At 63.4% G+C, this 25,720-nt stretch carries 26 protein-coding genes and 1 tRNA gene; 9 read left to right on the forward strand and 18 right to left on the reverse strand.

Features of this window, described 5'->3' with window-relative positions:
- The first annotated feature begins 184 nt into the window (after positions 1 to 184).
- Genes VF629_RS03520 through VF629_RS03530 form a run of 3 tightly spaced genes read left to right on the forward strand, consistent with a single transcriptional unit; the run spans position 185 to position 3,606 of the window.
- A complete protein-coding gene (locus tag VF629_RS03520) occupies positions 185 to 1,201 on the forward strand; it encodes a WD40/YVTN/BNR-like repeat-containing protein (protein ID WP_331057070.1) in 1,017 nt (338 codons plus the stop codon).
- Between the two features lie 3 nt (positions 1,202 to 1,204).
- Entirely contained in the window at positions 1,205 to 1,846 is a 642-nt protein-coding gene (locus VF629_RS03525; RefSeq protein ID WP_331057071.1) for a hypothetical protein, read from the forward strand.
- A gap of 47 nt (positions 1,847 to 1,893) precedes the next feature.
- Complete coding sequence (locus VF629_RS03530) at positions 1,894 to 3,606, forward strand: hypothetical protein (protein WP_331057072.1); 1,713 nt, start codon at positions 1,894 to 1,896, stop codon at positions 3,604 to 3,606.
- Between the two features lie 336 nt (positions 3,607 to 3,942).
- Here the strand turns inward: VF629_RS03530 and VF629_RS03535 are convergent, their stop codons facing one another.
- The 3 genes from VF629_RS03535 to VF629_RS03545 all read right to left on the reverse strand — a co-directional run bounded on the left by VF629_RS03535 (position 3,943) and on the right by VF629_RS03545 (position 6,389).
- Complete coding sequence (locus VF629_RS03535) at positions 3,943 to 4,377, reverse strand: hypothetical protein (protein ID WP_331057073.1); 435 nt, start codon at positions 4,375 to 4,377, stop codon at positions 3,943 to 3,945.
- A gap of 92 nt (positions 4,378 to 4,469) precedes the next feature.
- Entirely contained in the window at positions 4,470 to 5,240 is a 771-nt protein-coding gene (locus tag VF629_RS03540) for a TIGR02757 family protein (protein WP_331057074.1), read from the reverse strand.
- 156 nt (positions 5,241 to 5,396) lie between these two features.
- Entirely contained in the window at positions 5,397 to 6,389 is a 993-nt protein-coding gene (locus VF629_RS03545) for a LysM peptidoglycan-binding domain-containing protein (protein ID WP_331057075.1), read from the reverse strand.
- 177 nt (positions 6,390 to 6,566) lie between these two features.
- On the opposite strand from VF629_RS03545, the gene kdsB reads away from it, so the two are divergent.
- The gene (gene kdsB / locus VF629_RS03550) at positions 6,567 to 7,316 is read left to right on the forward strand and encodes a 3-deoxy-manno-octulosonate cytidylyltransferase (RefSeq protein WP_331057076.1); all 750 of its coding nucleotides are present in this window, start codon (positions 6,567 to 6,569) and stop codon (positions 7,314 to 7,316) included.
- Here the strand turns inward: kdsB and VF629_RS03555 are convergent.
- The 4 genes from VF629_RS03555 to gap form a co-directional block, all read right to left on the reverse strand.
- Positions 7,313 to 7,741, reverse strand: a complete 429-nt coding sequence (locus tag VF629_RS03555; RefSeq protein WP_331057077.1) for a DUF1622 domain-containing protein — start codon at positions 7,739 to 7,741, stop codon at positions 7,313 to 7,315. The genes kdsB and VF629_RS03555 overlap by 4 nt on opposite strands.
- A 69-nt stretch (positions 7,742 to 7,810) precedes the next feature.
- Positions 7,811 to 8,155 (reverse strand): translation initiation factor, encoded by a 345-nt coding sequence (locus tag VF629_RS03560; RefSeq protein WP_331057078.1) that lies wholly within the window; start codon positions 8,153 to 8,155, stop codon positions 7,811 to 7,813.
- Between the two features lie 28 nt (positions 8,156 to 8,183).
- A complete protein-coding gene (locus VF629_RS03565) occupies positions 8,184 to 9,053 on the reverse strand; it encodes a diacylglycerol kinase family protein (protein ID WP_331057079.1) in 870 nt (289 codons plus the stop codon).
- 206 nt (positions 9,054 to 9,259) lie between these two features.
- Positions 9,260 to 10,267 carry a type I glyceraldehyde-3-phosphate dehydrogenase gene (gap, locus tag VF629_RS03570; protein ID WP_331057080.1) on the reverse strand — a complete coding sequence of 336 codons (1,008 nt, stop codon included), beginning with the start codon at positions 10,265 to 10,267 and terminating at the stop codon, positions 9,260 to 9,262.
- Positions 10,268 to 10,578: 311 nt separating this feature from the next.
- Between gap and VF629_RS03575 the strand changes: the two genes are divergently transcribed.
- Together VF629_RS03575 and VF629_RS03580 are read left to right on the forward strand one after the other, a co-directional pair.
- Positions 10,579 to 10,650 (forward strand) — tRNA-Glu (locus VF629_RS03575).
- 676 nt (positions 10,651 to 11,326) lie between these two features.
- Positions 11,327 to 11,644 carry a helix-turn-helix domain-containing protein gene (locus tag VF629_RS03580; protein ID WP_331057081.1) on the forward strand — a complete coding sequence of 106 codons (318 nt, stop codon included), beginning with the start codon at positions 11,327 to 11,329 and terminating at the stop codon, positions 11,642 to 11,644.
- A 301-nt stretch (positions 11,645 to 11,945) separates the two neighbouring features.
- On the opposite strand, the gene VF629_RS03585 is transcribed toward VF629_RS03580, so the two are convergent.
- The 4 genes from VF629_RS03585 to VF629_RS03600 all read right to left on the reverse strand — a co-directional run bounded on the left by VF629_RS03585 (position 11,946) and on the right by VF629_RS03600 (position 15,194).
- Positions 11,946 to 13,421 (reverse strand): ADP-ribosylglycohydrolase family protein, encoded by a 1,476-nt coding sequence (locus VF629_RS03585; protein ID WP_331057082.1) that lies wholly within the window; start codon positions 13,419 to 13,421, stop codon positions 11,946 to 11,948.
- Positions 13,422 to 13,451: 30 nt separating this feature from the next.
- Positions 13,452 to 14,780 carry a hypothetical protein gene (locus tag VF629_RS03590; RefSeq protein ID WP_331057083.1) on the reverse strand — a complete coding sequence of 443 codons (1,329 nt, stop codon included), beginning with the start codon at positions 14,778 to 14,780 and terminating at the stop codon, positions 13,452 to 13,454.
- A gap of 69 nt (positions 14,781 to 14,849) precedes the next feature.
- On the reverse strand, positions 14,850 to 15,020 hold the full coding sequence (locus VF629_RS03595; RefSeq protein ID WP_331057084.1) for a hypothetical protein: 171 nt from the start codon (positions 15,018 to 15,020) through the stop codon (positions 14,850 to 14,852).
- 36 nt (positions 15,021 to 15,056) lie between these two features.
- A complete protein-coding gene (locus VF629_RS03600) occupies positions 15,057 to 15,194 on the reverse strand; it encodes a hypothetical protein (RefSeq protein WP_331057085.1) in 138 nt (45 codons plus the stop codon).
- Between the two features lie 114 nt (positions 15,195 to 15,308).
- Between VF629_RS03600 and VF629_RS03605 the strand changes: the two genes are divergently transcribed.
- The gene (locus tag VF629_RS03605; RefSeq protein WP_331057086.1) at positions 15,309 to 15,542 is read left to right on the forward strand and encodes a helix-turn-helix transcriptional regulator; all 234 of its coding nucleotides are present in this window, start codon (positions 15,309 to 15,311) and stop codon (positions 15,540 to 15,542) included.
- 874 nt (positions 15,543 to 16,416) lie between these two features.
- On the opposite strand, the gene VF629_RS03610 is transcribed toward VF629_RS03605, so the two are convergent.
- From VF629_RS03610 to VF629_RS03620, 3 genes are all read right to left on the reverse strand, one after another.
- Entirely contained in the window at positions 16,417 to 16,764 is a 348-nt protein-coding gene (locus VF629_RS03610) for a hypothetical protein (protein WP_331057087.1), read from the reverse strand.
- Positions 16,765 to 17,192: 428 nt separating this feature from the next.
- Entirely contained in the window at positions 17,193 to 17,936 is a 744-nt protein-coding gene (locus tag VF629_RS03615; RefSeq protein WP_331057088.1) for a HAMP domain-containing sensor histidine kinase, read from the reverse strand.
- A complete protein-coding gene (locus VF629_RS03620; protein ID WP_331057089.1) occupies positions 17,840 to 18,280 on the reverse strand; it encodes a PAS domain-containing protein in 441 nt (146 codons plus the stop codon). The genes VF629_RS03615 and VF629_RS03620 overlap by 97 nt, the downstream gene beginning before the upstream one ends.
- Before the next feature lie 437 nt (positions 18,281 to 18,717).
- Between VF629_RS03620 and VF629_RS03625 the strand changes: the two genes are divergently transcribed.
- Positions 18,718 to 18,942 (forward strand): hypothetical protein, encoded by a 225-nt coding sequence (locus VF629_RS03625; RefSeq protein WP_331057090.1) that lies wholly within the window; start codon positions 18,718 to 18,720, stop codon positions 18,940 to 18,942.
- A 222-nt stretch (positions 18,943 to 19,164) separates the two neighbouring features.
- Here VF629_RS03625 and VF629_RS03630 read toward each other — a convergent pair whose 3' ends face one another.
- The 4 genes from VF629_RS03630 to VF629_RS03645 form a co-directional block, all read right to left on the reverse strand.
- Complete coding sequence (locus tag VF629_RS03630; RefSeq protein ID WP_331057091.1) at positions 19,165 to 19,359, reverse strand: DUF3606 domain-containing protein; 195 nt, start codon at positions 19,357 to 19,359, stop codon at positions 19,165 to 19,167.
- 32 nt (positions 19,360 to 19,391) lie between these two features.
- Positions 19,392 to 19,814 carry a hypothetical protein gene (locus VF629_RS03635; RefSeq protein WP_331057092.1) on the reverse strand — a complete coding sequence of 141 codons (423 nt, stop codon included), beginning with the start codon at positions 19,812 to 19,814 and terminating at the stop codon, positions 19,392 to 19,394.
- 336 nt (positions 19,815 to 20,150) lie between these two features.
- Positions 20,151 to 21,146: a PAS domain-containing sensor histidine kinase gene (locus VF629_RS03640; protein ID WP_331057093.1), complete on the reverse strand. Its 996-nt coding sequence runs from the start codon at positions 21,144 to 21,146 to the stop codon at positions 20,151 to 20,153.
- The gene (locus VF629_RS03645; protein WP_331057094.1) at positions 21,098 to 22,723 is read right to left on the reverse strand and encodes a PAS domain-containing protein; all 1,626 of its coding nucleotides are present in this window, start codon (positions 22,721 to 22,723) and stop codon (positions 21,098 to 21,100) included. Before VF629_RS03645 ends, VF629_RS03640 begins: the two co-directional genes overlap by 49 nt.
- Positions 22,724 to 23,091: 368 nt before the next feature.
- Here VF629_RS03645 and VF629_RS03650 point away from each other — a divergent pair, with 368 nt between their 5' ends.
- On the forward strand, positions 23,092 to 25,611 hold the full coding sequence (locus tag VF629_RS03650; RefSeq protein WP_331057095.1) for an erythromycin esterase family protein: 2,520 nt from the start codon (positions 23,092 to 23,094) through the stop codon (positions 25,609 to 25,611).
- Positions 25,612 to 25,720 lie beyond the last annotated feature (109 nt).

Genomic DNA, 25,720 nt, shown 5'->3' on the forward strand with positions numbered 1-25,720 from the left:
GCCGCAATTGTGCTACCCCGACGCGGGCCTCGACCACTGGCTGCTCATGCGCCTTCGCAAGCGCGGACCTCCAGCGCCCCACCGACTCAAAAAAAGCTACGGCTTGGGCCTTGAGAAATAGGACATTTGTGCGACAAACCCCTTAGCTTTGACCCTAAATATACTTTTACAATTTAATTTTTCTATGAAGAAATTTTACCCGTTTGCCTTGCTCGGAACGGTATTGGGAATTACTGCGTGCAAGGAAGAAGTTTACGTCCTCGATTCGTATTCTACCATGCGCTACGACGTGCTGGCTCTGCCCGCCGCCGCCGACACGCTCGGGCTGAACACCGTCGACTTTGTTTCGGCCCGCGAGGGATTTGTGGGCGGAGCGAAGGGCTCGCTCTTCGCCACCACCGATGCCGGCGCTACCTGGACGCGCCGCAGCCAGCCCTCGCTGGGCACCATCAACAAGCTGCTTTTCACCTCGGCCACCGCCGGCTGGGCGGGCACCAGCAGCGGCCTCTACCGCACCACCAACGGCGGCCAAACCTGGCAGCGGCTGAGCCTCTCCGATGCCTACGGCTCCGGAGCCGGCGAAGTGACGGACGTGCAGTTTGTGACGCCCCAAGTCGGCTACGCGGTGGGCGCGGGGGCCATCATCAACAAAACCACCAACGGCGGCACCACCTGGACCAACACCCACCGCCGCATTGACAAGCGCTACACGTTCCGGGCCGTGTCGTTCACGTCGGCGGACTCGGGCACCGTGGTGGGCGACGAACAGTCGCGGTGGATAACCGCCAACGGCGGACAAACCTGGGACATATTCGACTACCTCGGCAACCCCCAGGACAACACCACCCACGACATCCTGCGCCTCAACCTCAAAACGTACATGCTGGCCACTCCGCACGGTTTCGAGGCCTACTCGCCGCAGGCGCTGGGCTATTCCGAAACCGACGACGAGCGCTACGGCTACCCCGTGTACGGGCTGGCTTCGGCCGGGCCCAAGGGGCCGGTGGTGGCCGTGGGCGAGCGCACCCTCATTCGGCGCGACCCGGCTTATTCGAAGAGCGAGCACACGCCCTGGGCGTACGTGCACGCCCCCGATGGCACCAGCTTCACGGCCACGTTCCGGGCCGCCGACTTTGCCGACGCCGGCACTTTTTATGCCGTGGGCTCGCGCGGGCTCATCTACCGTTTTCACTATCAATAACCGATGAACAAGTATTTCTTCGCGCTGGCCCTGGTGGCCGGCGCCGCCCTGGCACGCCCCGTTCAGGCTCAGGTCAGCAAGTTCAACGGGGCATTGGGCGTTGGCTTGGTGCCGTTGCGCGCCACGGGCCCCGCCCAAGCCAACCCCGACGGCTATTACGGCACGCCCAATGGCTACGTGCTGGAAACGACTAACGCCAACCTGTTTCTGCTCAACGGCAGCCTGGGCTTCGACGCCCCGCTCTACCAGATGAGCGCCGGCGAGCAATCCTTTGGCGTGTCGCTGAATGCGCACGCCGGCCTGCTGGGCACGACGCGCCAGGACGTGGACGGCTTCAACCGCTCGCTCATCCTCGATTTTCCGGAGTACATCACCTACCGCTACGGGGCCAAAGCGAGCAAGCATTCCAAAAAAGACTTCGGCCTGGGCGTGGGCCTGGGCTACCGTTTTTGCCGGTTTTTCCTGCCTTTCAACTCGCCCAGCGCCATGCTGGAGGGCGTGTATTCCACCTCGGATACCGATTGGTTTATCCGGCTCAGCGCTGACCTGAAGCCCATGCGCTTTTACAACTATTACTCGAGCGCTGGTCTGGTAGAAGCCATTCGCATTCGGGAGTTCAACCTGACCGTTGGCAAGTCTTTTTAGTCCACAGAATCATCCCTAGCCTCTTCTCTTTTTCTGCTCTTTTATTCATGAAAAACCTTTACTGTTCGCTGACGGCCACGCTCCTGCTAGCCGGCGCCAGCAACGCCGTGGCCCAGCAAAAACCTGCTCCCGCCCCCCTGCAATCGGTGCAAAGCATCAGCCTGGGCGAGCACGCCATGCTGGCCGGCACCTTGGTCCTGCCCAACCACAATACGGTGCTGCTGCTCACCGACGCGGTGACGTTTGACATCACGGCGCATTGCCTGGCCCCCGATGGTCGCACCGTCTGGAAAACGGCCCTCAACCGCTACCAGCGGCCCTTGGGCAGCAATTTGTTGTTCGATACGCGCGACATCGCCATTGGGCGCGAAGCCCGCGAAAACAAGCAGCTGCAAAAAGACAAGCTGGCGGCCTCCCTCTACCCGGTGAACGTGTTGACCGATGGCAACACCGTGGTGCTGGTCGAGCGGCTGGACGAAGACGCGCTCAAGAAGCTCAACAAGGCCAAGTCCCTCAAGCTGAAGGACGGGCAGACGTACGTGCAGCGCCTCGACGAGCAGGGCCGCCTCGCCCAGCACCTGTTTGAGCCCCGCCCCGAGGCCGAATCGAAGAAAACCGATGCCATCACCCTGGGTCGCTACGTCGACGCCAACGGCTACGTGGAAGTGGTGCGCGAAACCAACAAGCGCGAAGAAACCCTGGTGTTTTGCCAGATGCGTTTCGACCTGAACACCAAAACCGTGCGCCGCGAGCCCCTGGACCTGCCCGCCACGCCCGAGCACGTGAGCGGCATGAGCCAGTTCCGGCACTGGTACCAGGAATGGGCCTACCTGGGCCACCGCCCCAACCAAACCTATTTCTGCCGCCGCACCCTGGTGAGCGGCGCGCCGAAGGAGAAACCCGGCCGGCAACCCCTCACCTACCAAGTGCACATCACCGACGACCGGGGCGCGCCGACGGGCGGCTTTAGCACCACGCTGGTCCTCAACAAGGGGACCCGCCCGTACTATTCGGGCCCGATGCCCAACCCCGGCGAGCTAAACCACATCCCGCTCTACTTCGAGCAGTCGCAGGGCAAAAACCGCTACGTGACGTACGACGAGTGGGAAATCAGCACGGGCGGCATTGGCTCCTTCTACCTCGACTACGCCACCGGCGACGTGCTCGTCTACGGCGAATACGGCGCAGGCGAGCTGCCGGACATGTCCGGCGGTGACCTGCAGGGCTTCTTCATGCGCCGCTACGCCACCGACGGCCGGGCCCTGGCCCAAGTGCAGGGCCCCTACAGCGAAGCCATGCGGGCCAAGAAGAAAAAGGCCAGCTTCCAGGGTGGCATCTACCGCAACACGCGCTTCCACCTCGACCCCCTCACCGGCCAGAGCCAGTTCAGCTTCTCGCCCCTGCGGGTGTACGGCAACAGCGAAGACTTTGACCTGTTCATGGACAAGGACCTCAAGCCGCTGCGCTACGACTACCTGCCGGGCAAGGACAAGGACGAACGCACCTACACGTCGGTAAAATACGCGCAGCCGTTCAAGCTCACCACCACCTTCGACGGCACGGATGACGTGCGCCTCTTCGAGCACGCGGACAAAACCGACCCGCCCGTGTACGCCGCCCTCGAAAAGCGCCGCCGCACCGCAGCCGCTGGTACGGCTGACTACTGGTTCCACCTCAGCCCCACCGGCGGTACTTCCGGCCTCGTCGTGGAACAAAACCGGCCCTTGGGCGGCAACCTGCAGGTATACACCTTCCAATAGGGCGGGTTAGTAGTGAGTAGTAAGAAGTAAGAAAGAGTGTAGACGCTAGGGTATACCCTTTTTAAAATTCACTGTCTGCTTAAACATTAGACACAAAGGCCCCGGTAGCAATACCGGGGCCTTTGTGTGTGTAGCCTGTGCCAGCTTGGCTGTATCACGTTGAATATTTGGCTGTATCACGTTGAATATATTGGTGGGCTTTCCGTCACCATCCAATCACCCGCCTCGCTCCGTGTAGCATCAATCTTATCTCACAAGCCCAACATGCCAGCTTGCGCCGGTTACCTAACGCCCGTCCGCAAGGCAATATCGCCGACTTCCTCAGCCCCATTTGCCTCATGGAGTGGTCGTCGGGGCTGTCGGAGTGTTTTCAAAGCCTGCACCCCGGGCCATTCGGGCCGGGTGCTGGGCGCGGTACCGCACGGCGGCTTGGTCCACCGCCCGCACGAAATCGGCAAATGACTCGCCCGCGCTCATGATGCCGTCCAGCTCCTGAGTAGTTCCGTCCGTGAGGTTGAAACGGAGCAGCTCGGTCTTGCGGGTCTTTTCCAGCGAGAAAGATGCCACCTCATCGAATGAGATAAGGGTCGCTTCCTGCTTCTTCAGGGGTTGCACCAGCACCCGGGTGGCCCCCACCGTTGCCAGCGCGTCATATGTCAGGAGCAGCCGGGCCAGCAGGTATACCCCTAGCGCCGACGGAATCATGATAAGCAGCATGCGCCCCGTTGATACCTGCTGGGTTGTGATGAGCCAGCCAAAACCGATAAACAAGGCCGCATTCGCCAAAAGACCCCAAACTCTGGCCTGGGAAGATGTTTTGACAATGCGTAAGCGGAATTCTTTTTCCATAATGCTGCGCCCCATTAGTTCTTGTCCACGCCCGCCCCAAACAGCGCGAAGTCGTACTTCACCGGGTCGGCGGGGTCCAGCTTGCGCAAGTTGGCGGTGAGTTCCTCGGCCGCTTCCCAGTCCACCAGCTTGCGGGTGAGCAGGCCTAGCGGGCGGGCCTGGCGCTCCACGTGCAGGTCAATGGGCATGATGAGGTCGGCCGGCGAGAGGCGAGTCCAGAGGCCGAAATCGACGCCGTTGCTGTCGCGACGCACCAGCCAGCGCAGGTACATGTTCACGCGCTTGCAGGCCGACTTACGGGCCGGCGTGGCCACGTGCTTGCGGGTGCGCGGCGGCGCATCGGGCAGGCTGAAAAAGCGGTTGTGAAAGTTGATGAGCCGCTCCCGCTGCGTGTGGCCCACCAGAAACGCCGTTTCTAGCGAGTCGTGCTGGCGGTACCAGTCGCGCAGGAAGTGCACGAAATACAGCAGGTCGGTATCGCAGAAGGTGCGGTGGCAGAAGCCCAGCAGGCGCTTCAGGTCCTCGTCCTGGTGCTGGGTAACGAACTGATGCGGGGCGTCGTCCATGCGGCGCAGCAGCTCACTGCACTTGCTGATGATGATGGGCCGCTGCCCCCAGGCCAGCAGCGCGGCAAACAGCGCGCTGATTTCGACGTCCTGCCGCTGGGTGAAGCGGTGCGGAATCTGGATGGGGTCGTTTTGGATGAACTCCGAGCGGTTGTACTGTTCGTACTGGGCGTCGAGTTGGCGACGAAGCTGGTTGATGTTCAAGTTGGGAAGGTGCATTTTGTTGGGGCCTCGCTCAAAGCAGGCCGTCATGCAGAGCGTAGCGAAGCATCTCGCCCGCAGCAGTGACCCTTTTTGCGATTGGATTACTGCCACGGGCGAGATGCTTCGCTACGCTCTGCATGACGGCCTGTTTGCCCTGTCGGCTCGTCACCGCTACTGCGGGATGTAATTCGTCTCGACGCGGAAACGGGAATCCGTGGTGCCAAGCTTCTGCACCGCGCGCGGCGAGAGGCGCACCAGGATGTTGTTGTTCTCGCCCGTATCGGGCAATTTGCCAATTACGCGCACGTACACCGACTGGCCGTTCATGGCGTTGCGCACCTGCATGATGGTGCCCACGGGAGCCGTTTTGTGCAAGGCGAGGTACTTGTCGGTCACGCTTTTTTCGATGGGCGCACCCAAGCCGTTTTCTACCACGCGGGCCAGCACCTCGCTGGCGCGAGTGGGCGTGCGGGCTTCCGCCTCCTCCGTTTCCGCCGGTGGAGTGGTGGTCACAGTTGCTATTTGGGCGGGCTTGTCGGGAGCGGGAGCGGGCGTTTTGGCAGCCGTGGGGGTAGCCGGAATGGATTCCAACTCGGCGGGGCGCACTGGCGCGGGAGTGGCAGCCGTGGGGGGGGTGTCGGCGGCGGGCGCGCCGGTCCGCGCGGCCGTCAGAATCAGCTGCTGGCCCACGCGCACCGAGCCATTGGCGGGCAGCTTGTTGAGCTGGATGAGGTCGTCGGGCGTGAGCTGGAATTTCCGGGCAATGCCAAACAGAGTTTCGCCTTTGGCCACGGTGTAGCGAGCGGGCACAGTGCCGGCCGGAGCGACGGGCGCGGTCGCGGGGGCTTTGGCCGTGGCCGGAGCCGTAGCGGGTGCGGCGGTTGCTTTGCCTGCGGCGGGCCGGGGCACGAAAACAATTTGCCCCACGCCCAACCCATTTTTGATTTGCGGGTTGGCGGCCGTGAGCTGCGCCAGGGTCACCTTGTAGCGACGAGTGAGGGCCGTGAGGGTTTCGCCGGCCGCCACGCGGTGCTTCACGAAACGCTGCCCGCCCCGGATTTCCACGCCAATGGAGTCCGTGGGGGCGCTTTTGGAGGGTGCGCTTTTACCCGGACCGGGCCCACCAAGGGCCAGCATCGTGAAAAGCGAAAGAATTATCGTCATAAAATCAACCTTACAAAATCTACACCACCCCGCCCGGGGAGACGGCCGAGCAGCCCGCAGAGGCAAAATAACGCAAAAACCCGCGGGGAATTGGCTCCGCACCCTGCCAAAAGCAGGCAACCGCCGTTCTTTGGGAAAGTATTCCCGCAGTTGTCTTCGCTCTTCTTCGCATTTCGCATGGTCATTGGCCTCATTCCCGCCCGTTTCGCCTCCACCCGCCTGCCCGGCAAACCCCTCATCGACCTCGGCGGCAAAAGCATGATTGAGCGGGTCGTAACGCAGGCCCGCCAGGCCAACCTGGCCCGGGTAGTGGTGGCCACCGACGATGCCCGCATTCTGCAGTACGTGCAGGACTTTGGGGGCGAGGCCGTGCTCACCCACCCCGACCACCCCTCCGGCACCGACCGCCTCTGGGAAGCTTTCCAGCAGCTGGGCAGCCCCTCCGACGTGCACTGCATCGTCAACATTCAGGGCGACGAGCCCTTCATCAACCCCGCTCAAATCAACGCGCTGGCCGACTTGTTTGCCGACGCGGCCACCGCGCCCGACATCGCCACGCTGGTCAAGCCCGTGGTGTCGGAAGAAGAATTGTTCAGCCCGCACCTGCCCAAGGTGGTGCTCAACCAGCGGAGCGAGGCACTGTACTTCAGCCGCCACCCCCTGCCCTACCAGCGCGGCCGCGAGCCCGCCCAGTGGCTGGCGCACCACCGCTACCTGCGCCACCTGGGCCTGTACGCCTACAAGCCCGCCGTGCTGGCCCAGCTCACGCAGCTGCCGGTGTCGCCACTCGAAGCCGCCGAAAGCCTGGAACAGCTGCGGTGGCTGGAAGCCGGTTTCCGCATTCGCTGCGCCGAAACCGAGCTGGATGCGTTTGGCATCGACACGCCCGAGGACGCCGAAAAGGCCCGCGCACGGCTGGCGAGTTAGTTCTCCGCGCGGTCGACCACGTGGCCTTCCGGAGTCATTTCCCGGCGCTCTTCGCGCATTTCTTTGGACAGAAAATAGTTGAGGGCCGTCCGGATGACGGCAATGGCCCCCAGCTTGCCAATCTGCTCCCAACTGGGGGCAATGGCCGTGGAAAGGATGTCGGCCCCCAGCTGGAATTCCAGCGCCAGGGCCAGGTAGCGCGCCAGTGCGAGGCGAATGGCGGTGAAGTCGGCGGTTTGCCGGCGCACCACCGCTTTCACCAGCAGCCAGGCCGCGCTGAGAATGCCCAGCGCAATAATCACGGCCCCGATGGTTTCTACCCCCAATTTCAGCCACAGCACCGCCTCAATGACGCCGCTTTCGGCTTGGCCGTGCACGGTGGTCACGTCGCGGGCGGCTTCGGAGACGGCAGGAAATTGAAGCACCAAGGCGGGCAAAAGGTGAGCAACCACCACCTCAATACGGCCCCGCCCGCATTGAGATGCCGGCCGGCCCTAGCCCCCGGTTTTTTTGGCCTTGTAGCCTTCTTTCACCAACACGTCAAGCACCTTGTCGCGAAAGTCGCCCTGCACCACAATTTCGCCGTCTTTGGCGCTGCCGCCCACGCCGCATTTGGTTTTGAGCAGTTTGCCCAGCACCTGCAAGTCGGCGTCGGTGCCCACAAACCCGGTCACGAGCGTCACCTGCTTGCCGCCGCGTTGCTTTTTGTCAAGCTGCACCCGAAGCTGCTGCTGCTGGGGTGGCAAGGTGATAGCGGCAGCCGGCTCGTCGGTTTGGTAAGCAAAATCAGGATTGGTGGAATACACCACGCCTTGCCGTTGGTTTTTATCAGCTTTCATAACGCTTGTTGTTCATGCCTTAGTTTGTTCAGACAGCCACGGCCAGTGCCAGCGGCAACAGCTCTACTTCAAACTCAGTGGCGTGCCCCAGGTAGTCGCCGTCCACGTGGAAGCCGATGGGCGCCTGGGCCGTCACCCTGCCCTTAGAGACCCGAAAATACTCCGCGGCCTTCGACTGGGGCAGGTTGCCCAAGGCCATGCCCAAACTCACCTTGATGGCCCGGCCCACGGGCAGTGCGTCAATGAGGCACACGTCGAGCAGGCCATCGCGCAGGTCGGCCAGGGGCGCGATGTAGGCGTTGTTGCCGTACTGCGAGGCATTGGCGAAAGCCAACACGTAGCAGTTCGTCGTTTCCACGCGGCCGTCCAGGTCCACGCGCACGGGCACGGGCTGGTAGCGGCGGTACTCGCGCAGCGTCACCCGCAAATAGGTACTCAGCCCGCGCGAACCGGCCTGGGCAAAGTGCTGGCTCACGTGCGCATCAAACCCCAACCCGGCCGTGCAGAAAAACGGGTGGCCGTTCATCACGCCCACGTCCATGCGGCTGAAATCGGGCGCGGCCAGCCGCCGCAATGCCGCCGGCAGCGCCAGCGGCACCTTCAGGTGGCGGGCCAGGCCATTGCCCGAGCCCTGCGGCACGATGCCCAGGGCCACGTCGGTGCCCAGCAGGCCGCGGCCCACCTCGTTCACGGTGCCGTCGCCGCCCACGGCCGCCACCACCCGAAACCCTTCGGACGCCGCCTGCCGGGCCAGTTCCACGGCGTGCCCGGCGTATTGGGTGGGCCAGATTTCGTAGTCGGCTTCCAAGGCCCCAAAATGCTGGGCAATCAGCGCCGGCATGTCGTGGCGGCGGCTGGGGCCCGCTTTGGGGTTGAGAATGAAACAGGTTTTGGGCACGGGTTGATGTGCTAAGTACTCGATAAGCTGATGTGCGGATACGTTGACTAGTCGACGTGGTAGGGAGACGGGTCATCAGCCGTTGCGACCGAGCCTAGGGGCAAAAATCATCCTCCTTAATTTACAAAAAAAGCCTGCCGTGGGGCAGGCTTTTTTAGCTGCTTCGTTGTCAAATGAGCACATCAGCACATCAAACAATCTGCAAATTAGCCGTTCATCTGCTCGCCGAGCTTCTGAATCAGGTCGGCCGTGCGGGTCGAGTAGCCAAATTCGTTGTCGTACCAGCCGATGACCTTGGCCAGCGTGCCGTTGGCCGACGTCAATTCGGAGTCGAATACGCAGCTGTGGGGGTTGCCCACGATGTCGATGCTCACGAGCGGGTCGGTGGCGTACTCAATGATGCCTTTCAGGGGGCCGTCGGCCGCTGCTTTCAGGGCCGCATTGATTTCCTCCTTGGTCACTTCACGCTTCAGGATGACGGTCAGGTCGGTCATCGAGCCGTCGGGCACGGGCACGCGCATGGCCAGGCCGTCGAGCTTGCCTTTCAGCTTGGGCAGCACCAGGCCCACGGCTTTGGCGGCGCCGGTACTGGTGGGGATGATGCTGTAGGCAGCGGCGCGGGCACGGCGCAGGTCCTTGTGCGGCGCGTCCTGCAGGTTTTGGTCCGACGTGTAGGCGTGCACCGTGGTGATGTAGCCCTTCTCAATGCCGAAAGCATCGTCCAGCACCTTGGCCATCGGGGCCAGGCAGTTGGTGGTGCAGCTGGCGTTGCTGAGAATGGTTTCCTCGCCGGTGAGGATGTCCTCGTTCACGCCCAGTACCACGGTAGGGATGTTGCCGGTGGCCGGAGCGGAAATCACGACTTTTTTGCAACCCGCGGTCAGGTGCTGGCCCGCACCGGCTTCGTCCACGAAGCGGCCAGTGGACTCGAGCACCACGTCGACGCCCATCGTGCCCCAGGGGAGCAGCTTGGGGTCGCGCTCGGCGAGGGCGTGAATGCGCTGGCCGTTCACGGTCAGGCTCTCCTCGTCGTAGGTCACGGTGCCATCGAAGCGGCCGTGTACGGAGTCGTACTTCAGCAGGTGCGCCAGCGTCTTGTTGTCGGTCAAGTCGTTGATGGCGACGATTTCCACGTTGTCGCGGCCCAGCAGCGACTTGAAAGTGAGGCGGCCAATGCGGCCGAAGCCGTTGATGGCGACTTTAATTTTTGCCATAGCAAAACAGGAAAAAAGAGTGACTGGCCGCCACACTGGCAGCCGGTTGAAACGCGGGGCGAAGATAGCAGGCTTGTTCGGGTTCGCTAATCCTGGGCTTTCCTCGCTCCCAACTATTCCCCTACGAACAGCTCCTGCCAATGGATAACCAGCAAGCCGCTCTTTCTTCCCTCACCAGCAACGGGCAGTAGATTCACCAAAAATCTTTGCGCCTGAAAAACAAGGCATTTTCGTCTGTGCAGCACTTTTTTTCAGGCCTGGACTTGCATTGAACGCGGCGCCCTGTATCTTTGCACCACCAAAACAAAAACGGTCCGTTCGTCTAGGGGTTAGGACAGTAGATTTTCATTCTACCAACAGGGGTTCGATTCCCCTACGGACTACTAAAAACGCCCTCTGCGCCATGCAGAGGGCGTTTTTGCTTTTACCTGGGACGTTTTCTGGGACAGTGCGATTTTATTGATTCCCGCGGCCGCTGATTTTTTGCTCGGCGATGATTGGGTGGGAAGCTTTGCGGCGGACACGAACAAAGCCAGGGCAGGCCAACCATTCCCTTGCTCGAACTGCAACGGAATCCTGCTTAGCCACCGAGAAAAGCCAGTGACTTTTTGTGAGCTGGGCCAGAGCAGCCGGCACGACCTGAAGTATTCAAGCACCTCGCTGGGGCACTGGGCCGCTCTCCTTTTTAATCCTCTCACTCAAGCGAAGCCTGTGGGCGCGGGCCGTGATGACAGCGACCTGCCACCACGGCCCGCAGTCGTTTAAACGCTATCGCAACATCGCGGAACAAAGCGAGGAAAAGGAATCTACCTGGGCCTATGCAGAGGGAGCCAGTTGAGTACGTTGTGTCGGCATAAAGCTGGCAGAAGTGAAACCAGAAATGAAACCGGAAGGCATGATGAGCAAAACGTCCGGCGAGCCTGCACGGAAGTGGCCTAATTATGACAAATAGGCCCTAGTGTCGCATTAGAGCAATCCGTGTCGTTTCACGCTAGTCTAATAGCTTTTCTACCTGCCATCTATGCGGCGCCTTCGCACTTCAACGAAGGAGCCTAATTAATGAAACAGGTACACATTTACGAGTTGACGCCGCAGGAGTTGCTTGACGAGGTCCGCAAAGTGGTCCAGGAAGAGGTCCGCAAAGCCATGGCCTCCGCCCCTTCTGCCGAGGAAGACCTCCACCCCTACACCGTTCAAGAGACGGCCAAATTATTGGATTGCTGCCGGCAAACGGTGCACGAGTACGTCCGGACTGGAAAACTTCGCGTGCACAAGCTAGGGGCTCGCTCCTACTTCATGCGGGCCGACATCCTGGCGGCCTTGCAAAGCGAAAGCTATCAGCGCACCCCTAAAACCAGCCGCCATGCCCGCCGCTAATTTCGTTGCTCAGGTAGTTGCTGCGCTCGCCGGGGGTGATGTATGGATTCCACCTTATCCTCTCCTACTCCGACCCCAACGCAACGCCATGCGGACTCACGAGAGCTGCTCGTTCCCAAAGAAGTTTTAGCCTTTGTTCTGGTCAGCTCACGCGATTTTGTCGGCGATGGCAACCCTTCGCAGGCGAAGGGCAAGGTGTGGACCAACGGCTACCATTTCGCTGAGGGAAGTAGAACTCTTAGGCGGGCCGTCGAGGATACTCTTCGAGGATTGGCAAATGCAGGGTTCGCCGAGGCCTTGTTTATTCAAATGTCTCCACCATCCGGCACTGGGCCGCCGTTTCCGGCGAATTCGGTTTGCGGTTTTGCTTTTCCACTCCTTGCCATTCCTGAGCAATTCGGGCCAGGGCTTGGCTTCCGCTCAAATTCTGGGCTCGAACCAAGTAACAACCCAAGATTGTACCCGTGCGCCCTACCCCGCCCCAGCAGTGAACCGCCGCTTTGCGGCCTGCATGTACTGTATCAGCCAGGGCGCTTAACACCGCCTCGAGCGTAGCCGAATCAGGCACATCCACGTCCTTGATTGGGTAACGCTGGTAAGTAATATCAATCCCTTTTGCGCTCGCCAGTTCCTCGAGCAAGGGCTCGTAAGAAGTCAATTCGTGCGCTTCCGTTAGGTCATAGAAATCGGTAATGCCGGCCGCGAGCAAGGCGGTAATTTTAGCCTTCGCTTTAACTAAATCTTTATCCCCTGGATATTCAGCCCCCAGCACCTGTTCGGTAGCCCAGTAGCTGTTCGGAATTGGGCGGGGCAATGAGGCCGGGGCGCAGGCTTGCGCCATGCGGTGAGCCAAGTGTTCAATATCCGTTCGACGAACCAAGACGTCGAGCCATGCTGCGGGGATGGCTTTCTCCCCGTAGCAAATTCCCGCCAGGCCCCCAACGACGGCGCCGGTGGTGTCCGTGTCCTCGCCGAGGTTGACCGCGGCCAGCACGGTGGCGGCATAGGTGTCGTACTTCAGCAAGCACCAGAAAGCGGCCTCCAGCGTGTGCACCACGTAGCCGCTGCTGGCAATGGCGGACTCGGGTAAGTTCATCAACTCCCCGCCCAGGATGCGTTGGAAATGCGCGAGCTCTTTCTCCGCGATGCTCAACTCTGCTAGTTGGGCAGGCGCTTGGGCACAGAGCCGGGCATACGCGGCAGGGGGCGCCAGCCCCTGCCGCGTATGCCCGGCCATTTCCAGATACAAAAAGCTGGCAATGGCCGAGCGCACGTGGCCGTGGGTGATGGCCGAGGCTTCCCGAATTAGCTGGAAGCGGGCTTGTAAATCATGCCCTGAATGGTAAAACGCCAGCGGCAAGATGCGCATCAAGGCCCCGTTGCCGTTGCTCATCTCATCCTTTCCCCCGACCAGCGGAGACGCGTTTTTGCCTTGTTTCTTGAGTTTGTTCAAAGCTTCCCGCGTGGTGATGCCGATGTCGAACACACGGCCTTGGGGCGTCCAGAACCCCTCCTCCACCCAGCGGACGCAGTTATCGGCCAGCTGGCGCACGGAATAGAGTTTCTCCGCCAGCGCCTCGGCCAGGCAAAAGGTTAACGAGGCATCATCGGACCAGGTACCGGCCGGCTGGTGGTGGGTGCCGTAGGCGCGCATCCCCATTACGGGGTCGCGCTGGCGGTTTTGGCGGGAGGTAAACTCAACGGGCACGCCCAAGGCGTCGCCCACGGCCAGGCCCAGCAGGGCCGAGCGAATCTCGGATTCGAGCTTATTAATCATGGACAAATGAAAAGACAAGGTAGCGTAACTTCAAATGAGCACCGATGACCTCAGCGAATGTTCGGTCGTTCCTACCCCGCGCAAACCATTCCCGGGATACGATGAGCTGAAGCAGGAGCCTACTCCGGTATTAAGGCACTCTTTGCCGGACCTTAGGCCGGCACGCTGGCTGGAGCAGTGGCCCCTTTTGCCACTGGCGCGCGCCCGCATCTCTTCGCGCAGTTGCATCAGCAGGTGCTCAACCGGTCGTTGCGTTAGCGCACCAATGCGTTCAACATCTGCCAGGGTCAAGCCACCAGGATTCTGTTCCCGCTCGCTGAGTTCCTCCATGGACCACCCCAAGGCTTCGGCCAGTTGCCAGCGAACCAAGCCCGCGGTGGCCAGCACTGCGGCCAGCGTCACCAAGGGCACGCTTAAGGGCATGTCCTGCTCCGACAACTCGCCGACATACGTCCGCGTGAGCGGGAGTGCACTGGCCGCGCAAGATTGTAATAGAAACTCTTTATGCTCGGGCACCAGCACCACGTATTTCTCACCCAAATTGAGCCATTCCGGAACCTGGCCTGGCCACTGCACCCAACTGCCCAAGCAGGTGAAGGTGCCACCGACGGGGGGGCAATGGTACGTAAACGGAACGGCGGGCAAGGCGGCAAAATACGCCTGGGCTTCTTCAGCCGTGTCCGCGGTCATGAGCACTTCCAATTCGCCGCCTTCTTGTGTGAAGACCCCATAGCCCATTCGCGGCTGAGCCAAAGCCAGGCGCCGGCCCTGGGTCGCCAGTGCTTGGTCCAGCGCCCGGTAGTCGGTGGTGTACCACCCGGACCATCGGCCTTCCCGTCCTATTTCGCGCAGGTGATTTTGCAAACGGGCAGGCACGCGAATCCGCTCCCACAAATCGATTTCGACGTTGGGGCCTGCCGCCCACTGGTAATAGGTAGTGCCTGACTCCCAGCACGTGTGGGGGGTGAAGGGCAGCGTATCGGGGGTGAGCGCTGGTTCGCGGAACTCCTCCACACGATACCCGTGCGCGTTTTCGCCCCAGCGCAGGCACAAGCTGGCGTAGGTGGGATGAGTAAATATTTCGTCCGGGTGAGCGGCTGCCCACTGTCGAATAGTGGTCGCGCAGAGCCCCGCGGCCTGCACGGCGCTGGGATTCAGAAAAGGTTCCAGGTACGCTTCCGCATACTGGTAACCTGCCCATAAATCCGAAGGGTAAGGATAGTGTTTTCTGTAAAAAGGAGTGCCTACGCCGCGGTAGCGGCGCTGCACCACAAAGCCGTGGTGGGACCGGGCCTGGGCCACGTACCACACCGCACCTTGCGGGGTGATAGCCTGGGCCATGGGAAGGTACGAGGGCATGGACAATGGAGTTGAGTGGATAGAGCCAACGGAAAAGAAAGAGCGGCGAGCGTCCGGCGTCAAGCCCGCTTACTCCGCTTCGGCTTCTTTGATGTAGGTACCTTCAATGCCCACCAGCCCTTTGTTGCTAATGACGCCCAACCCGTCCATGGTGAAACAGAGCTGGCTGGGCTGGCCGCCCACGTAGATGACATCCTTCTCGACGGAGTAGTCCATGGCAATGTCCCCGGTCGTGGGCATAGACAGGATGAATTTCGTGTTCGTGAGGCGCAGCTTCTACACCGCCAGCGTTGCCGTGCTGTCGGGGTTGTGGCGATAGTAGGTGCCGCTCAAGCGGTACTTGGTCAGGGTCTCGCAGCCAAAGAGTTGGAGCAGGGCCCCCGAAGCGAGGAACCAGTAAGCGGGTTTGAGCATGGGGAAGGATGGTGCCCAGCCGGTGCAGCTGCGGCCCACAAATATACGGTTGAGTGCCCTATTTATATCGCATCCAATAAGTTAAAAGCTTGGCGCTTGCCGGTCCTTCGACCCGTGAAACACCCGGCCCTCGTTCAAGCTTTCGGCGAGCACCTGCGCCGCTTGCGCAAGGCCCGCGGGCTCAGCCAGCAAGCCTTGGCCGACGAAGCAGAATTGAGCTGGCCCACGGTGCAGCGGGTGGAAGCCGGCACACAAGTGGCCTCGCTGGACGTGCTCGCCTCCCTGGCCCTGGCGTTGCACCTGCCGCTGAAAGAGTTACTGGATTTTGACGAAGAGGCGGGGACTTAAGGTTGCTCGCCAGGACCGACAAGGATTGAGAACCCAAAGGGGCAACCAAGCCATTGACGTATTTTTACGTCAATGGCTTGGTTGCCCCCCATGCCAATCGACAAAAAACCGCTCTCCCCGGCCACGGATAAGGAACTCGTGCGCGTTACCCTCGCCCTGGCCCATCCCGTGCGCCTGGCCATCCTGCGCCTGCTTGCCGACCGCAAGCGGCGACTGTCAGGAGAAATCACCGCGGCCCCTGCCGCGCACCACGGTCTCCGCCCACCTAGTGGCCTTGCGCTAAAGCGGGCTGCTGGACGTGGAAGTGGAGGGGCTGACGATGAGCTACTGGCTCAACCCGAAAGTGGCACCCACCGCCCTGAGGCACCTCTCTTATTTCTGCACCGCCCTGGCCCCATGCCCGGTTTGCGGGGATGGGGCCGCCTGCGACTGTTTTGTGGACGGGGTGCAGCGTCGTTTCAAAATTTGAAACACGTGCGGCAGCGCTTTTCACCAACCTTCGCCCGTTTCCAGCCCTCTCTCTTTGCGGCATAGCAACTTACCACCCCGACGTACTCGGCTCCGATTTTGAATAACTGTTGCTGCCCCAGCCGGCTGACTACGAAGGGGCGGTTATCAGCACGCTGGTGCGGGCAAGGCCCACCCCGGGCCAGTCTGCCAGGGCAGTGCTTTACGCGCGTGGCTTTAACGACTACTTTTTTCAGCCAGGCCTCGTCGCGGTGCCCGCGCATGCCCCCAGCTTGAACCACACCAAGAGCTGATGCTGGAGCGAAACCGCAGACGCGGGTGGCCCGCCCGTGGCCATCCGCAACGGCACCAGGGGCCCCCAGGCGTTAACCTTTTATTCGATAGCCTTATTCCCCTGGCCAGCGGTCTACGCCAGCAGGGCCTGGACCCGGGCCGCGTGGCGCTGAATGGCGTGCCAGCGCGGGTCGGCCGCGAGCTCGGCGTCGGTGTCGGGCTCGTCGTAGGCGTCGAGCCGGTGCTGGAAGGCCACGAGCTCGGCTCCGGCGGCCGCGTCCAGGCCGGCCTGGCGCCAGGCTTCCAGTGCCACGAAGGCCGGGAAACGGCACTCGTGGTACAAGTGGGCCAGGGCCCGTCGAAGAGAAGATTCGTCCCCTTCGGCCGGTGACCCGCAGGCAGGGCTCCGAAAGGGGACTTCGCGCAGGCACCCAACGGCCCGGCGCAGCTCCTGTTTCCACAGGGCGTACTCGTGTGACATGGCGAAAAATGGCGGTGACCCCGCGGGGGGCGCCGACTTTACGCCCGGGCAGGGGCCTGCGGATTGCCACTCGCCCGGTCGAATCGACCAACGGATGGATTGGGACTACGAATCGTCACACGGGGAGGATGATTGGCCCCACCGAAAACAGGACCCAACGGGTCCTGCCCCTGACCATTTGCCCGGGCTTGCAATTATTGGCTTACCCACGGCCACCGCTTCCGCCCGACCCGTCTCTCGTGGCACAACCTCTCCTACCGCGTCTCGCAACGCCCGTGGCGCCCGGATTGTGGCCCGGCCGCGGCCCTGGAAATCGACCCGGTACTCGACGGGCTGCAGGAATTGCTTCCGCGTTGGCACTCAGCGGGGCCAATGCCTGCCGCCGGGGCGCTGGCCCCGCTGCACCAAGCACAACCCGCCCACCGTCCTTAAGCGTCGGCCCCGGGAATCTCCACGGTGAAGGTACTGCCCTGGCCCTCGGCGCTCACCACGCCGATGGTGCCGTGGTGCCACTCCACAATGGTCTTGCACAGGGCCAGGCCCAGGCCCGTGGTTTCTTCGCCCCGCAGGCCGCGGCGGCGGGCGGGGGTGAAGCGCTCGAACAGCACGGGCTGCCGGTCGGCCGGGATGCCCACGTCGGTGTCGCGGACCTGCAGGCGCACCCCGCCCGGGGCCGCCTCCACCGCCACGCTGACCTGCCCGCCGTCGGGCGTGAACTTGAGGGTGTTGCTGAGCAGGTTGGTAAGCACCTGCGTCATCTTGTTGACGTCCAGGAGCGCGTACACGGGTTTGGCCGGCAAGGCATAGGTGAACCGCTGGCCCAGCAGCCCGTGACAGCGTTGCAGTTCCTCCAGGGGCGGGCGCAACACGGCCCCGACGTCCACGCGGTCGCGCTTGAGGTCCGTGTTGGCCGAGGTGAGGAACTCCACTTCCACGAGCTCGCGAATCATGCGGCGGCTGCGGCGGCTGGTGCGCTCGAGTACGCTTAGTAGCTCTGGCACGCGCGCTCCAGCCGCGGCCGGCAGTTCCTGGCGTAGGAAGTCGGCGATTTGCTGCACCAGGGCGAACGAGCCGTTCAGGTCGTGGGAGAGGATTTCCAGCACGGCGTTCTTGCGGGCGTTGAAGGCATCGGAATTGGCCTGGTGGCGCTTGGCCGCGCTGATGTCGCGCACGGTGCCCACGAGCCAGGGCCCCCATCGGCCGCGGGCAGGTAAGTCGGCGTCAGGCAGAAGGTTTGGTCCGGCGCGTCGGCGTCCTGCAGGCGCAGTTCAATCTCCTCCACCAGCCGGCCCTGCTGCCACGGCTGCCAGCAGCGGGCCAGGTAGGGGCGGTCGTCGGGGTGCAGGCGGGCCAGCAGGCCGGGCCACTCGGCGTTGACCCCGGCCCGGGTGCCGCCGAGCACGGCTTCGCAGGCCGGGTTGACGTAGGCCACGCGGCCAGCGACGGGGTCGTACGCGAACTGCACGTGGGCACTGGCTTCCGCCTGGTGCAGGAACAAAGCGGCGAAATCCGTCACGGAGCGGGGAAAACGTGGTAGAGGGGAATAATGGTTGTTTCCCTCGCCCACCCGGGCGTAGGCTTCGGGTCAGTAACGGGCTCCAGGCACGAGGGGTTGGTAAATCCTTCCGTACTGTGTGTCAGGGCTTGACGATAAGAAGAATACGTTTTTACGCGTCCGCGGCGTTCTTGCAGCAGAGCCGTCGCTCCGCCAGTGACGACGCATTCGCAGTGCTTGCTTGTCGTTCGGACCCTGGGATACATTTGCCCAGACAAGGGTCCTCTCCAGAGGACAACATCGGCCAGGGTTTAGCGGTGCCCTTTTCTCTTAAAGCGATGACGCGTTGAGAGAATAAAAGCCTTTTGTGCATTAATTAACAGATAAACAGAGTTTTATAGATTAATAAATATGTTGGTCGCATGCATCATAAATGGTCGTTCCCCCGTTTGCGGGGGATGCGCGACGCCTTGTTCCACCTGCGTGATTACCCCAACGAGTGCCTCGGGACGGTGGTGCAAAACGAGGGGCCCTGGGAGTTGGCCGTGTTTCACGGCGCGCGCTGCGTGGCGGTGATTGCCCTCGCCCCGGTTGAATACAACCGCCTCCGCAACGCCTTCGGGGTGCCCCAGCGGCTGCACCCCCTCCCGCTGTTGCGCCAGGCGTTGCAGACGGGCCGCTGACCCATCCGGGACTGACGTACCTCCTTATCGAGGCGAGGCTATGCATCTAAGCAAATAAACCTACTCCTGTCGCGGGGGCATAGCGGTTACTGCTTCCTTGCGGGGAAGTTTTACGTGAAGTTAGAAGGCCTCCAGTGCGGTACACCCTATGTACGCATACGGCGCCGCTGCCTGGGAAAGGCTCGGGTCAGAAAACCGCCGCCCCGATGCTCGTAGCTGGGGTTACGGGCGGTACCCCTTTCCGTGCACGTGCTCGCGGACTTTGTTGACGTCGTGGCCGACCGCGGCCACTGCCGCCCGCAATTGCTGCTCAGTGCACTGAAAGGTCTTACACCAATACTGGCGCCCGGCGACCTCAATGATGTCGACGTGCTGTAAGCTGGGCGGCGTGTAACCTGGGTAAAGGGAGCTGGCCATGGAAAGAGGAATTAGATGAAAGGAGTATGTGCTTACCAGCGAGGCCGGGGCACGGTGGGGCGCGAATCGCGCGGACCACCCGTCGTGATTGTTGCCGGCTCGGCGGGGTTGAACTGGCGGGCCACGCCGGTGAGAAAGCCGAACTCAACGCCCGGCGGTGCGCGGTAAAAGCCCCGGGGCGTGCTCCGTCCGGTGGCGCGGCAGGCGTTATCCAACGCCCTGCGGGCGTCCCTGAGGGGGAGTAGGTCGACCAGCCCCCCGCTACCGGCGGCGAAGTATGAGCCCACGGCGTAGGCGGTTTTCCGGCCGTCGTCGGCTTGGGGCCGTGGCGGCAGTACGTGTTGTAGCACCCGGAGCCGGGCTGGCGCTGGCCAGGGGAATGCGGCGGGCCCGGCGAATAGGGTGTCGCCGTGGACCACCGTGGCGAGGTCAACGGCCAGGTCGGAAGGAAGCATGGGAGAAGGCAAAAATCCTGTCGGGCACGAGGCTACAGCCGCGTGGGCAAAAAAGTGGAAGAACGAACCTACAGGCCTTGCCAGGGCGGAACGGCCACGCCCCGGCCGATGGCCTCCTTTCCTGGCCGAAAGGCTTGCTAGGCCAAGTCAAAGAACCGGAACAGGGTGCTGCGGATGGACCGGTTCACGCCGGTATTCCGCCTCTGCTCAAACTTGCTTCGACACGATGCTTCCTCAGCGTCGAAACGCTTCTTTAAAGGAGGGGCGGTGTGACGCCCCTGCGCACCAAGCCGGCGGGCGTTTGCGTCCCTTGGCCAACGCTGGGGCTTGTAGTCTCTATCCCGGCACCCGGACCGTGAAGGCCGCGCCCGCGCCGGGCTGGCTGCGCACGCCGATAGTGCCGCCGGCGTTTTCGACGATGCGCCGGACCATGTACAGGCCGACGCCGGAGCCTTCCACGTGGTGGTGCAGGCGCTCAAACAAGCCGAACAATCGGGCTTGCTGCCCCGCGTCCAGGCCCAGGCCGTTGTCTTCCACTTCGAGCACGAAGCCCCCGGCCTCGCGGCGCCACCGCAGCCGCACGTCGGGCGCCCGGTCGGGGGCGCGGTACTTGACGGCGTTGCTGAGCAGGTTGTAGACGATGCTGCGCAGGTGCTTGGGCGGAAACGAGACCACGGTGCCCGGTGGCACGTCCACCCGCAGCCGCGCCCCGGCCGCGTGCAGGGCCGGCGCCAAATCCAGCCGCACCGCCTCGACCAGGGCCCGCACGTCCACGGTTTCGGCCGCCGGGGACTGGGACTGTTGCAGTTGGGCCAGGTTGGTGAGCTGGGCGATGGTGAGCTGGAAGCGCGCCACCGCCTCGTGCATCATGCCCAGCAGGCGCGGCACCAGCGGGTCCGGGAGGGGCGCCTGGACCACTTGTTCGCGCAGGGCCTGCACCAGACCGTCGAGGTTGTTGATGGGCTCGCGCAAATCGTGCGAGGCGGTGTAGATGAACGTGTCCAGGTCCACGTTGGTGCGGGTGAGTTGCTCGTTGGCGCGCAGCAGCTCCGCGTTGAGGCCGCGGGCCCGGTCGCGGGAAGCGCGCAGTTGCTTGGTCAGGCGCTGCAAGGCTAGTTCGGCCAGCCGGCGCTCGTGCACGTCGATGACCGTGCCCACCATGCCCTCGTAGGCCCCGTCGTCGGCGAAGCGGGGCAAGCCCGTGTCCTGCACCCAGCGGTAAGTGCCGTCGTGTCGGCGCAGGCGGAACACGGCCTGGTACGGCGCCTGACGGGCGTTGGCGTCTAGGAACGCATCACCCGCCGCCCCGGCGTCGTCCGGGTGGATGGCCATGGTCCAGCCCAGGCCCAAGCCCTCTTCCCCCGTTTGCCCGGTGAAGGCGTACTAGGGCCGGTTGAGGTAGGTGCACTGCCCGGCCGGGTCGGTGACCCAGAGCATGGCCGGGGCGTTGTCGGCCATGAGGCGGAAGGACGTTTCCCGCTCCTCCAGCACGCGCTGGGCCAGCACTTGGGCCGTGACGTCGAAGGCGAAAACCCCACCCCGTCGATGCGGCCCCGCTCGTCGTAGCGGGCCTGCTGCACGTTGTCGAAGTAAAAGTCCTGCAGCGGCGCGTCCTCGTGCGGGGCCACTTGCAGCAGCAGGCGCGCCTCGTGGTGGCTGACCCCGGTGCGGTACACCTCGAGCAGCGTGTGCCAGGCGGCCTGGTCCGCAACTTCGGGCAGCGCTTCGAGCAGGGGGCGTCCCTGCAGCTGGCGGCCGGGGAACAGTTGCTGGTAGGCCGGGTTGACCAGTTCGTAGACCATGTCCGGCCCGGTGAGGATGCAGATGGCCGCCGGGGCCTGCTGGAACAAGCGCTCCAGCCGCTGCTTCTGCCCCTCGGCCAGGACCCGGGCCCGTTGCAGGTCCTGGGTGCGGGCGTGGATGCGCCCTTCCAACTCCGCGTTGAGGCGCCGCAACTCCCGTTGGCTGCGGGTCAGTTCGTCGTTGTTGGCCCGGATTTCCTCGTTGAGGGCGGCCGTTTGCTGCTCTTGCTCCTCCACCCGCTGGCGGGCGAGCACGACGGCGGTCACGTCGCTGGCCACCACGAGCACGCCCGTGGGCTCGCCCCGGGCGTCGCGCTGGGGTTGGTAGACGAAGTTGAAGTAGATGGTCTCCAGGCGGCCCCGTCGCCTCACCTCAAAGGGGAGCTCGGTGCCAAAAAACGGCTCGCCGCTGCGCAGCACGCCGCCGAGTAAGTCGTCGACGCCTTGCCCTTCAAGCTCGGGCAGGGCCTGGAGCAGGGGCTGGCCGAGCAACTCTTCCTCGGAACGGGCCCAGATTTCGCGCACGGCCGGGTTGGCCAAGGCAATGCGGAACTCGGGGCCTTCAAGCAAGGCCATGGCCACGGGGGCTTGGTGCAGCACCTCGTGCAGCTGTTGGCGCTGGCGTTCGGCGTCGGTCCGGGCGGCTTGCTCGCGGGCTTGGGCCTGGCGCAGGGCGATTTCCACCCCGGTGCGGGGCTGGTCGGCCGTGTCGGTGAAGCTCATCAGCAGGCCGTTGCCGGAGCGGCGGGCGGCCAGGCGGTAGTAGTTGTCGTAGCCGTCGAACTGGTAGTTGATGTTGAACGCCCGGGGCTCGCCCGACACGAAGGCGTCGACGTGAAAGGCAAACGTGCCTTGCTGCTCGCTGTGGGGCCATTGCTCCCGGTGGGTGAGGGTGGGCCGGGCCGGCATGCTCATCATGCGCTGGGCGGCGGGGTTGAGGTAGTCGAAGACGAAGTCGACGATGGCCCCGGCCGCGTCCACCACCGGTCGGTAGAAGATAACCCCGGTGAGGGACACCTCCACCAGCTCGCGCAGCACGTCGCCGGGGGAGCCGTAAGCGTCTAGAACGGGGGCGTCGGCAGAAAAGGGGGCCGGGGTTGGAGGCATGGCGGCGGCGCGCGGGTAACTATCGGGTTGAAAGATAAAGCTGAAACCCTTCGGCTGGGTTTTGTAGACTTCCTCCTCCTGCGCGAAGTAACCCCGGCCGTTGCATTATTTGCCGCGTCAGCCCGGCAAGAACCTTAGCGGCTGGGGAGCGGTGGGCGTGGCGTTGTTCTCCTAAACGGTACTTGGCGTTGCCCCTTCGGCGTCGGTACCCCGCCGGGCGCGGGGCGCCCGGCGGCGAACTCATTCCCTTCCATCGCGGCTATTCCTCATCGCGTAACAAGTCACGGGGCAATACCTTTCACTGCGTGCGCGTTGGCGGGCAGCCTGTTTCGGCACCCCCTGCCTACATTTCTATTTTTCGCCCCCTAATGAACAAAACTGGGTATCTGCGGCTATTCCGACTGCTGCTGGGGGTTTTAGCCTGTGCCGCCTATTTCCCAGTTGCGGGCCAAACGCTGCCGGCCCTGCCCCTGCAATGCCTTTCGCTGGAGGCTCCCACCAAGTACACCCCGCTGCGCCGGGCCCTGGGCACCGCGCGCGTGGTGATGCTCGGCGAGCAGACCCACTACGACGGGGCGACGTTCGCGGCCAAAATCGACCTGATTCGCTACCTGCACGACTCGCTGGGCTTCACCACCCTGGCCTTTGAGGGCGACATGTACGCCCTGGACAAGGCCCGCCGGGAGGTGGCGGCGGGCACAGCCGTGCTGCCGGTGCTGCAAAAGTCCGTATACGAAGGCATCTGGTCGGGCACGGCCGAATTTCAGGCCCTGGCCGCCTACCTGGGCACCCACCCGAAGCTGCGCCTGGCCGGCTTTGATTGCCAGTTGTCCGGCGAGTACTCGGCCGAGCAACTGCTGCCCGAACTGCGCGACTTCGTGGCCCAGGACCGGCGCACGGCGTGGAAGGAAGCCGATTTCTACCCGGCGCAGGAGCTGCTGGCCGAGCTCTCGGGCGGGGATTTCAAGCAGCTGCTGCGGCACCCGGCCGACACGGTGGCGCTGTCGCGCTGGTTTAAGCGCGTCCGTGCCTCGCTTACTTACCTCGCGGCCCACCAGCCGGCCCAGGCCGGCCGGGCCGCTTTTTGGCAGCAGTGGCTGCAGACGACGGCCCGCTACGCCCAGGACGAGAAATCCGCCGCCCGCGGCCGGAAAGAAGTGGCGCAGAATCCGCGCGACGCGCTCATGGCCGATAATTTATTGTTCCTGACCCGGCAGCCCGAGCACCCGAAGATTATCGTGTGGGCCGCATCCTATCACTTGGCCAATCGCGTGGAACTGCTCGAACTAGACGATTCGGGCACAGCGGCCTACGTACGCCGGATGCAGGTCCAGCAGCGCCTAACGGAAAACGAGGACGAACCTTTGACGGCGCGCCAGCTGCTGGGCGGGGCCGTGCCGATGGGGCGCTTGGTGAAGCAGGCTTTGGGCAATCAGGTCTACGCGCTGGGCTTTGTGGCCCACGAGGGCACCTACGGCCGCACCGGCGACACCACCTCCCTCCACCCGGTGCTTATCCCCCCGCCCGGCAGCGTGGAGGCGGCGTTCTATCGCGAGGGCTGCGCCGAGGGGTTTGTGGACCTGCGTCACAGCCCACCGGGCAACTATTACGCCGCTCCCCTGGGCTACCTGCCCCTGCGCGGTCCCTGGGGGGATATTTTTGACGGGTTGTACTACATCCGGACCATGCGCCCCACCACGCCGCTGGCCGCGGGCATCGTCGCCGCCGCGCCCGTGACGGGGCGCCAGCTGCGGGGCCAAGTGCGGGACGCCAAGAGCGGGGCCGCGCTCTCGTTTGCCAGCGTGGGCATTCGGGGCACGGCCACGGGCACGGTCACCAACCTGGCGGGCGATTTTGTCTTGTTCGTGCCCACGGCGCACGCCCGCGACACCGTGCAGATTTCCTGCCTGGGCTACGCCTCCGTGCGCCTGGCCCAGGCAACTGCCCAGCCGCCGCTGCGCATCCAGTTGGTGCCGCAGGCCCATTTGCTGGGGGAAGTGGTGGTGCGGGCCCCGCCCAGCGCGGCCACCATTTTGCGCAACGCCCGCGAGCGGATTGTCGCCAACTACCCGCAGCAGGCGCACAGCGTGCGCCTCTACTCGCGGGCCCAGTACTGGCGCGACGATTCGCTGCGGGTGCAAACGGAAGCCGCCCTGGACGGCTACGACCGGGAGGGCTACCGCCGCGGTAGTTGGGAGCACGGCAGCAAACAGCGCTTTTTGCAGCTGCGGCAGCAGCGCAAGACCGGCGACGTCACCCGGCCGGAGTACCGGGAGCCGCCCGCGTTCTGGTTGCTGTGGGCCGACGACCCCGTTTTGACGACCCGCAACCCGCTGGAGGCCGGGGCCCTGCCCAAGTACACGCTCGCGCTCAAGGGCGTGACCCAGTATGAAAACCGGGCCGTGTATGAGGTAGCTTTTGTGTGCAACCGGCCCAGCGCGTTCACCACACCCTACGGCTACCCCGCGCCCGAGGCGTATGAGGGCAGCATTTTTGTGGACGCGGAAAACTTTGCGGTGGTCAAGTACGAGGCCTTCACCACGCGCAGCCCGACCGAGTTGACCAAGCCCAAGGAGTTTAAACGCTACGGCCTTACGCAGCCGGCCACGGGGCGCCGCACCCACCACGACGTCTACCAGTACGCGGACGTCAACGGCACCTACTTCCGCCAGTACGCCCGGCGCGAAACAAATTGGGAATTCGCCTTGCGCGGGAGCGCTGACCACCACCGCTGGCGGGACGTGCACGAGCTGCTCACCACCGGCGTGGAACTGGCCCGGCCGGTGGAGCTGCACACCTCGCTCTACGAAGTGGATTCGAACGTGCCCTACCGCGCCGAGTTCTGGGAAACCTACCAGGTATTGCTGCCTACACAGGCGGAAAAATAAAACTTTGGTGCCGCCAGGTGCCGCCCCCCTGCCCACACCCGGCCAATATGGCGAGAGCCCGCACCGGGGCGAATGGGACTAAAATGTTAGGTAGGAAGTATTTGACGGG

Source organism: Hymenobacter sp., from assembly GCF_036388155.1.
GTDB lineage: Bacteria > Bacteroidota > Bacteroidia > Cytophagales > Hymenobacteraceae > Hymenobacter.

What these genes read in the sequence shown, in the direction of transcription:
- VF629_RS03520 (WP_331057070.1), top strand. Translation starts at nt 185, where the DNA reads ATGAAGAAATTTTACCCGTTTGCCTTGCTCGGAACGGTATTGGGAATT.
- VF629_RS03525 (WP_331057071.1), top strand. Translation starts at nt 1,205, where the DNA reads ATGAACAAGTATTTCTTCGCGCTGGCCCTGGTGGCCGGCGCCGCCCTG.
- VF629_RS03530 (WP_331057072.1), top strand. Translation starts at nt 1,894, where the DNA reads ATGAAAAACCTTTACTGTTCGCTGACGGCCACGCTCCTGCTAGCCGGC.
- VF629_RS03540 (WP_331057074.1), bottom strand. Translation starts at nt 5,240, where the DNA reads ATGCACCTTCCCAACTTGAACATCAACCAGCTTCGTCGCCAACTCGAC.
- VF629_RS03545 (WP_331057075.1), bottom strand. Translation starts at nt 6,389, where the DNA reads ATGACGATAATTCTTTCGCTTTTCACGATGCTGGCCCTTGGTGGGCCC.
- kdsB (WP_331057076.1), top strand. Translation starts at nt 6,567, where the DNA reads ATGGTCATTGGCCTCATTCCCGCCCGTTTCGCCTCCACCCGCCTGCCC.
- VF629_RS03560 (WP_331057078.1), bottom strand. Translation starts at nt 8,155, where the DNA reads ATGAAAGCTGATAAAAACCAACGGCAAGGCGTGGTGTATTCCACCAAT.
- gap (WP_331057080.1), bottom strand. Translation starts at nt 10,267, where the DNA reads ATGGCAAAAATTAAAGTCGCCATCAACGGCTTCGGCCGCATTGGCCGC.
- VF629_RS03580 (WP_331057081.1), top strand. Translation starts at nt 11,327, where the DNA reads ATGAAACAGGTACACATTTACGAGTTGACGCCGCAGGAGTTGCTTGAC.
- VF629_RS03585 (WP_331057082.1), bottom strand. Translation starts at nt 13,421, where the DNA reads ATGATTAATAAGCTCGAATCCGAGATTCGCTCGGCCCTGCTGGGCCTG.
- VF629_RS03590 (WP_331057083.1), bottom strand. Translation starts at nt 14,780, where the DNA reads ATGCCCTCGTACCTTCCCATGGCCCAGGCTATCACCCCGCAAGGTGCG.
- VF629_RS03595 (WP_331057084.1), bottom strand. Translation starts at nt 15,020, where the DNA reads ATGCCCACGACCGGGGACATTGCCATGGACTACTCCGTCGAGAAGGAT.
- VF629_RS03600 (WP_331057085.1), bottom strand. Translation starts at nt 15,194, where the DNA reads ATGCTCAAACCCGCTTACTGGTTCCTCGCTTCGGGGGCCCTGCTCCAA.
- VF629_RS03610 (WP_331057087.1), bottom strand. Translation starts at nt 16,764, where the DNA reads ATGTCACACGAGTACGCCCTGTGGAAACAGGAGCTGCGCCGGGCCGTT.
- VF629_RS03625 (WP_331057090.1), top strand. Translation starts at nt 18,718, where the DNA reads ATGCGCGACGCCTTGTTCCACCTGCGTGATTACCCCAACGAGTGCCTC.
- VF629_RS03630 (WP_331057091.1), bottom strand. Translation starts at nt 19,359, where the DNA reads ATGGCCAGCTCCCTTTACCCAGGTTACACGCCGCCCAGCTTACAGCAC.
- VF629_RS03635 (WP_331057092.1), bottom strand. Translation starts at nt 19,814, where the DNA reads ATGCTTCCTTCCGACCTGGCCGTTGACCTCGCCACGGTGGTCCACGGC.
- VF629_RS03640 (WP_331057093.1), bottom strand. Translation starts at nt 21,146, where the DNA reads ATGGCCATCCACCCGGACGACGCCGGGGCGGCGGGTGATGCGTTCCTA.
- VF629_RS03645 (WP_331057094.1), bottom strand. Translation starts at nt 22,723, where the DNA reads ATGCCTCCAACCCCGGCCCCCTTTTCTGCCGACGCCCCCGTTCTAGAC.
- VF629_RS03650 (WP_331057095.1), top strand. Translation starts at nt 23,092, where the DNA reads ATGAACAAAACTGGGTATCTGCGGCTATTCCGACTGCTGCTGGGGGTT.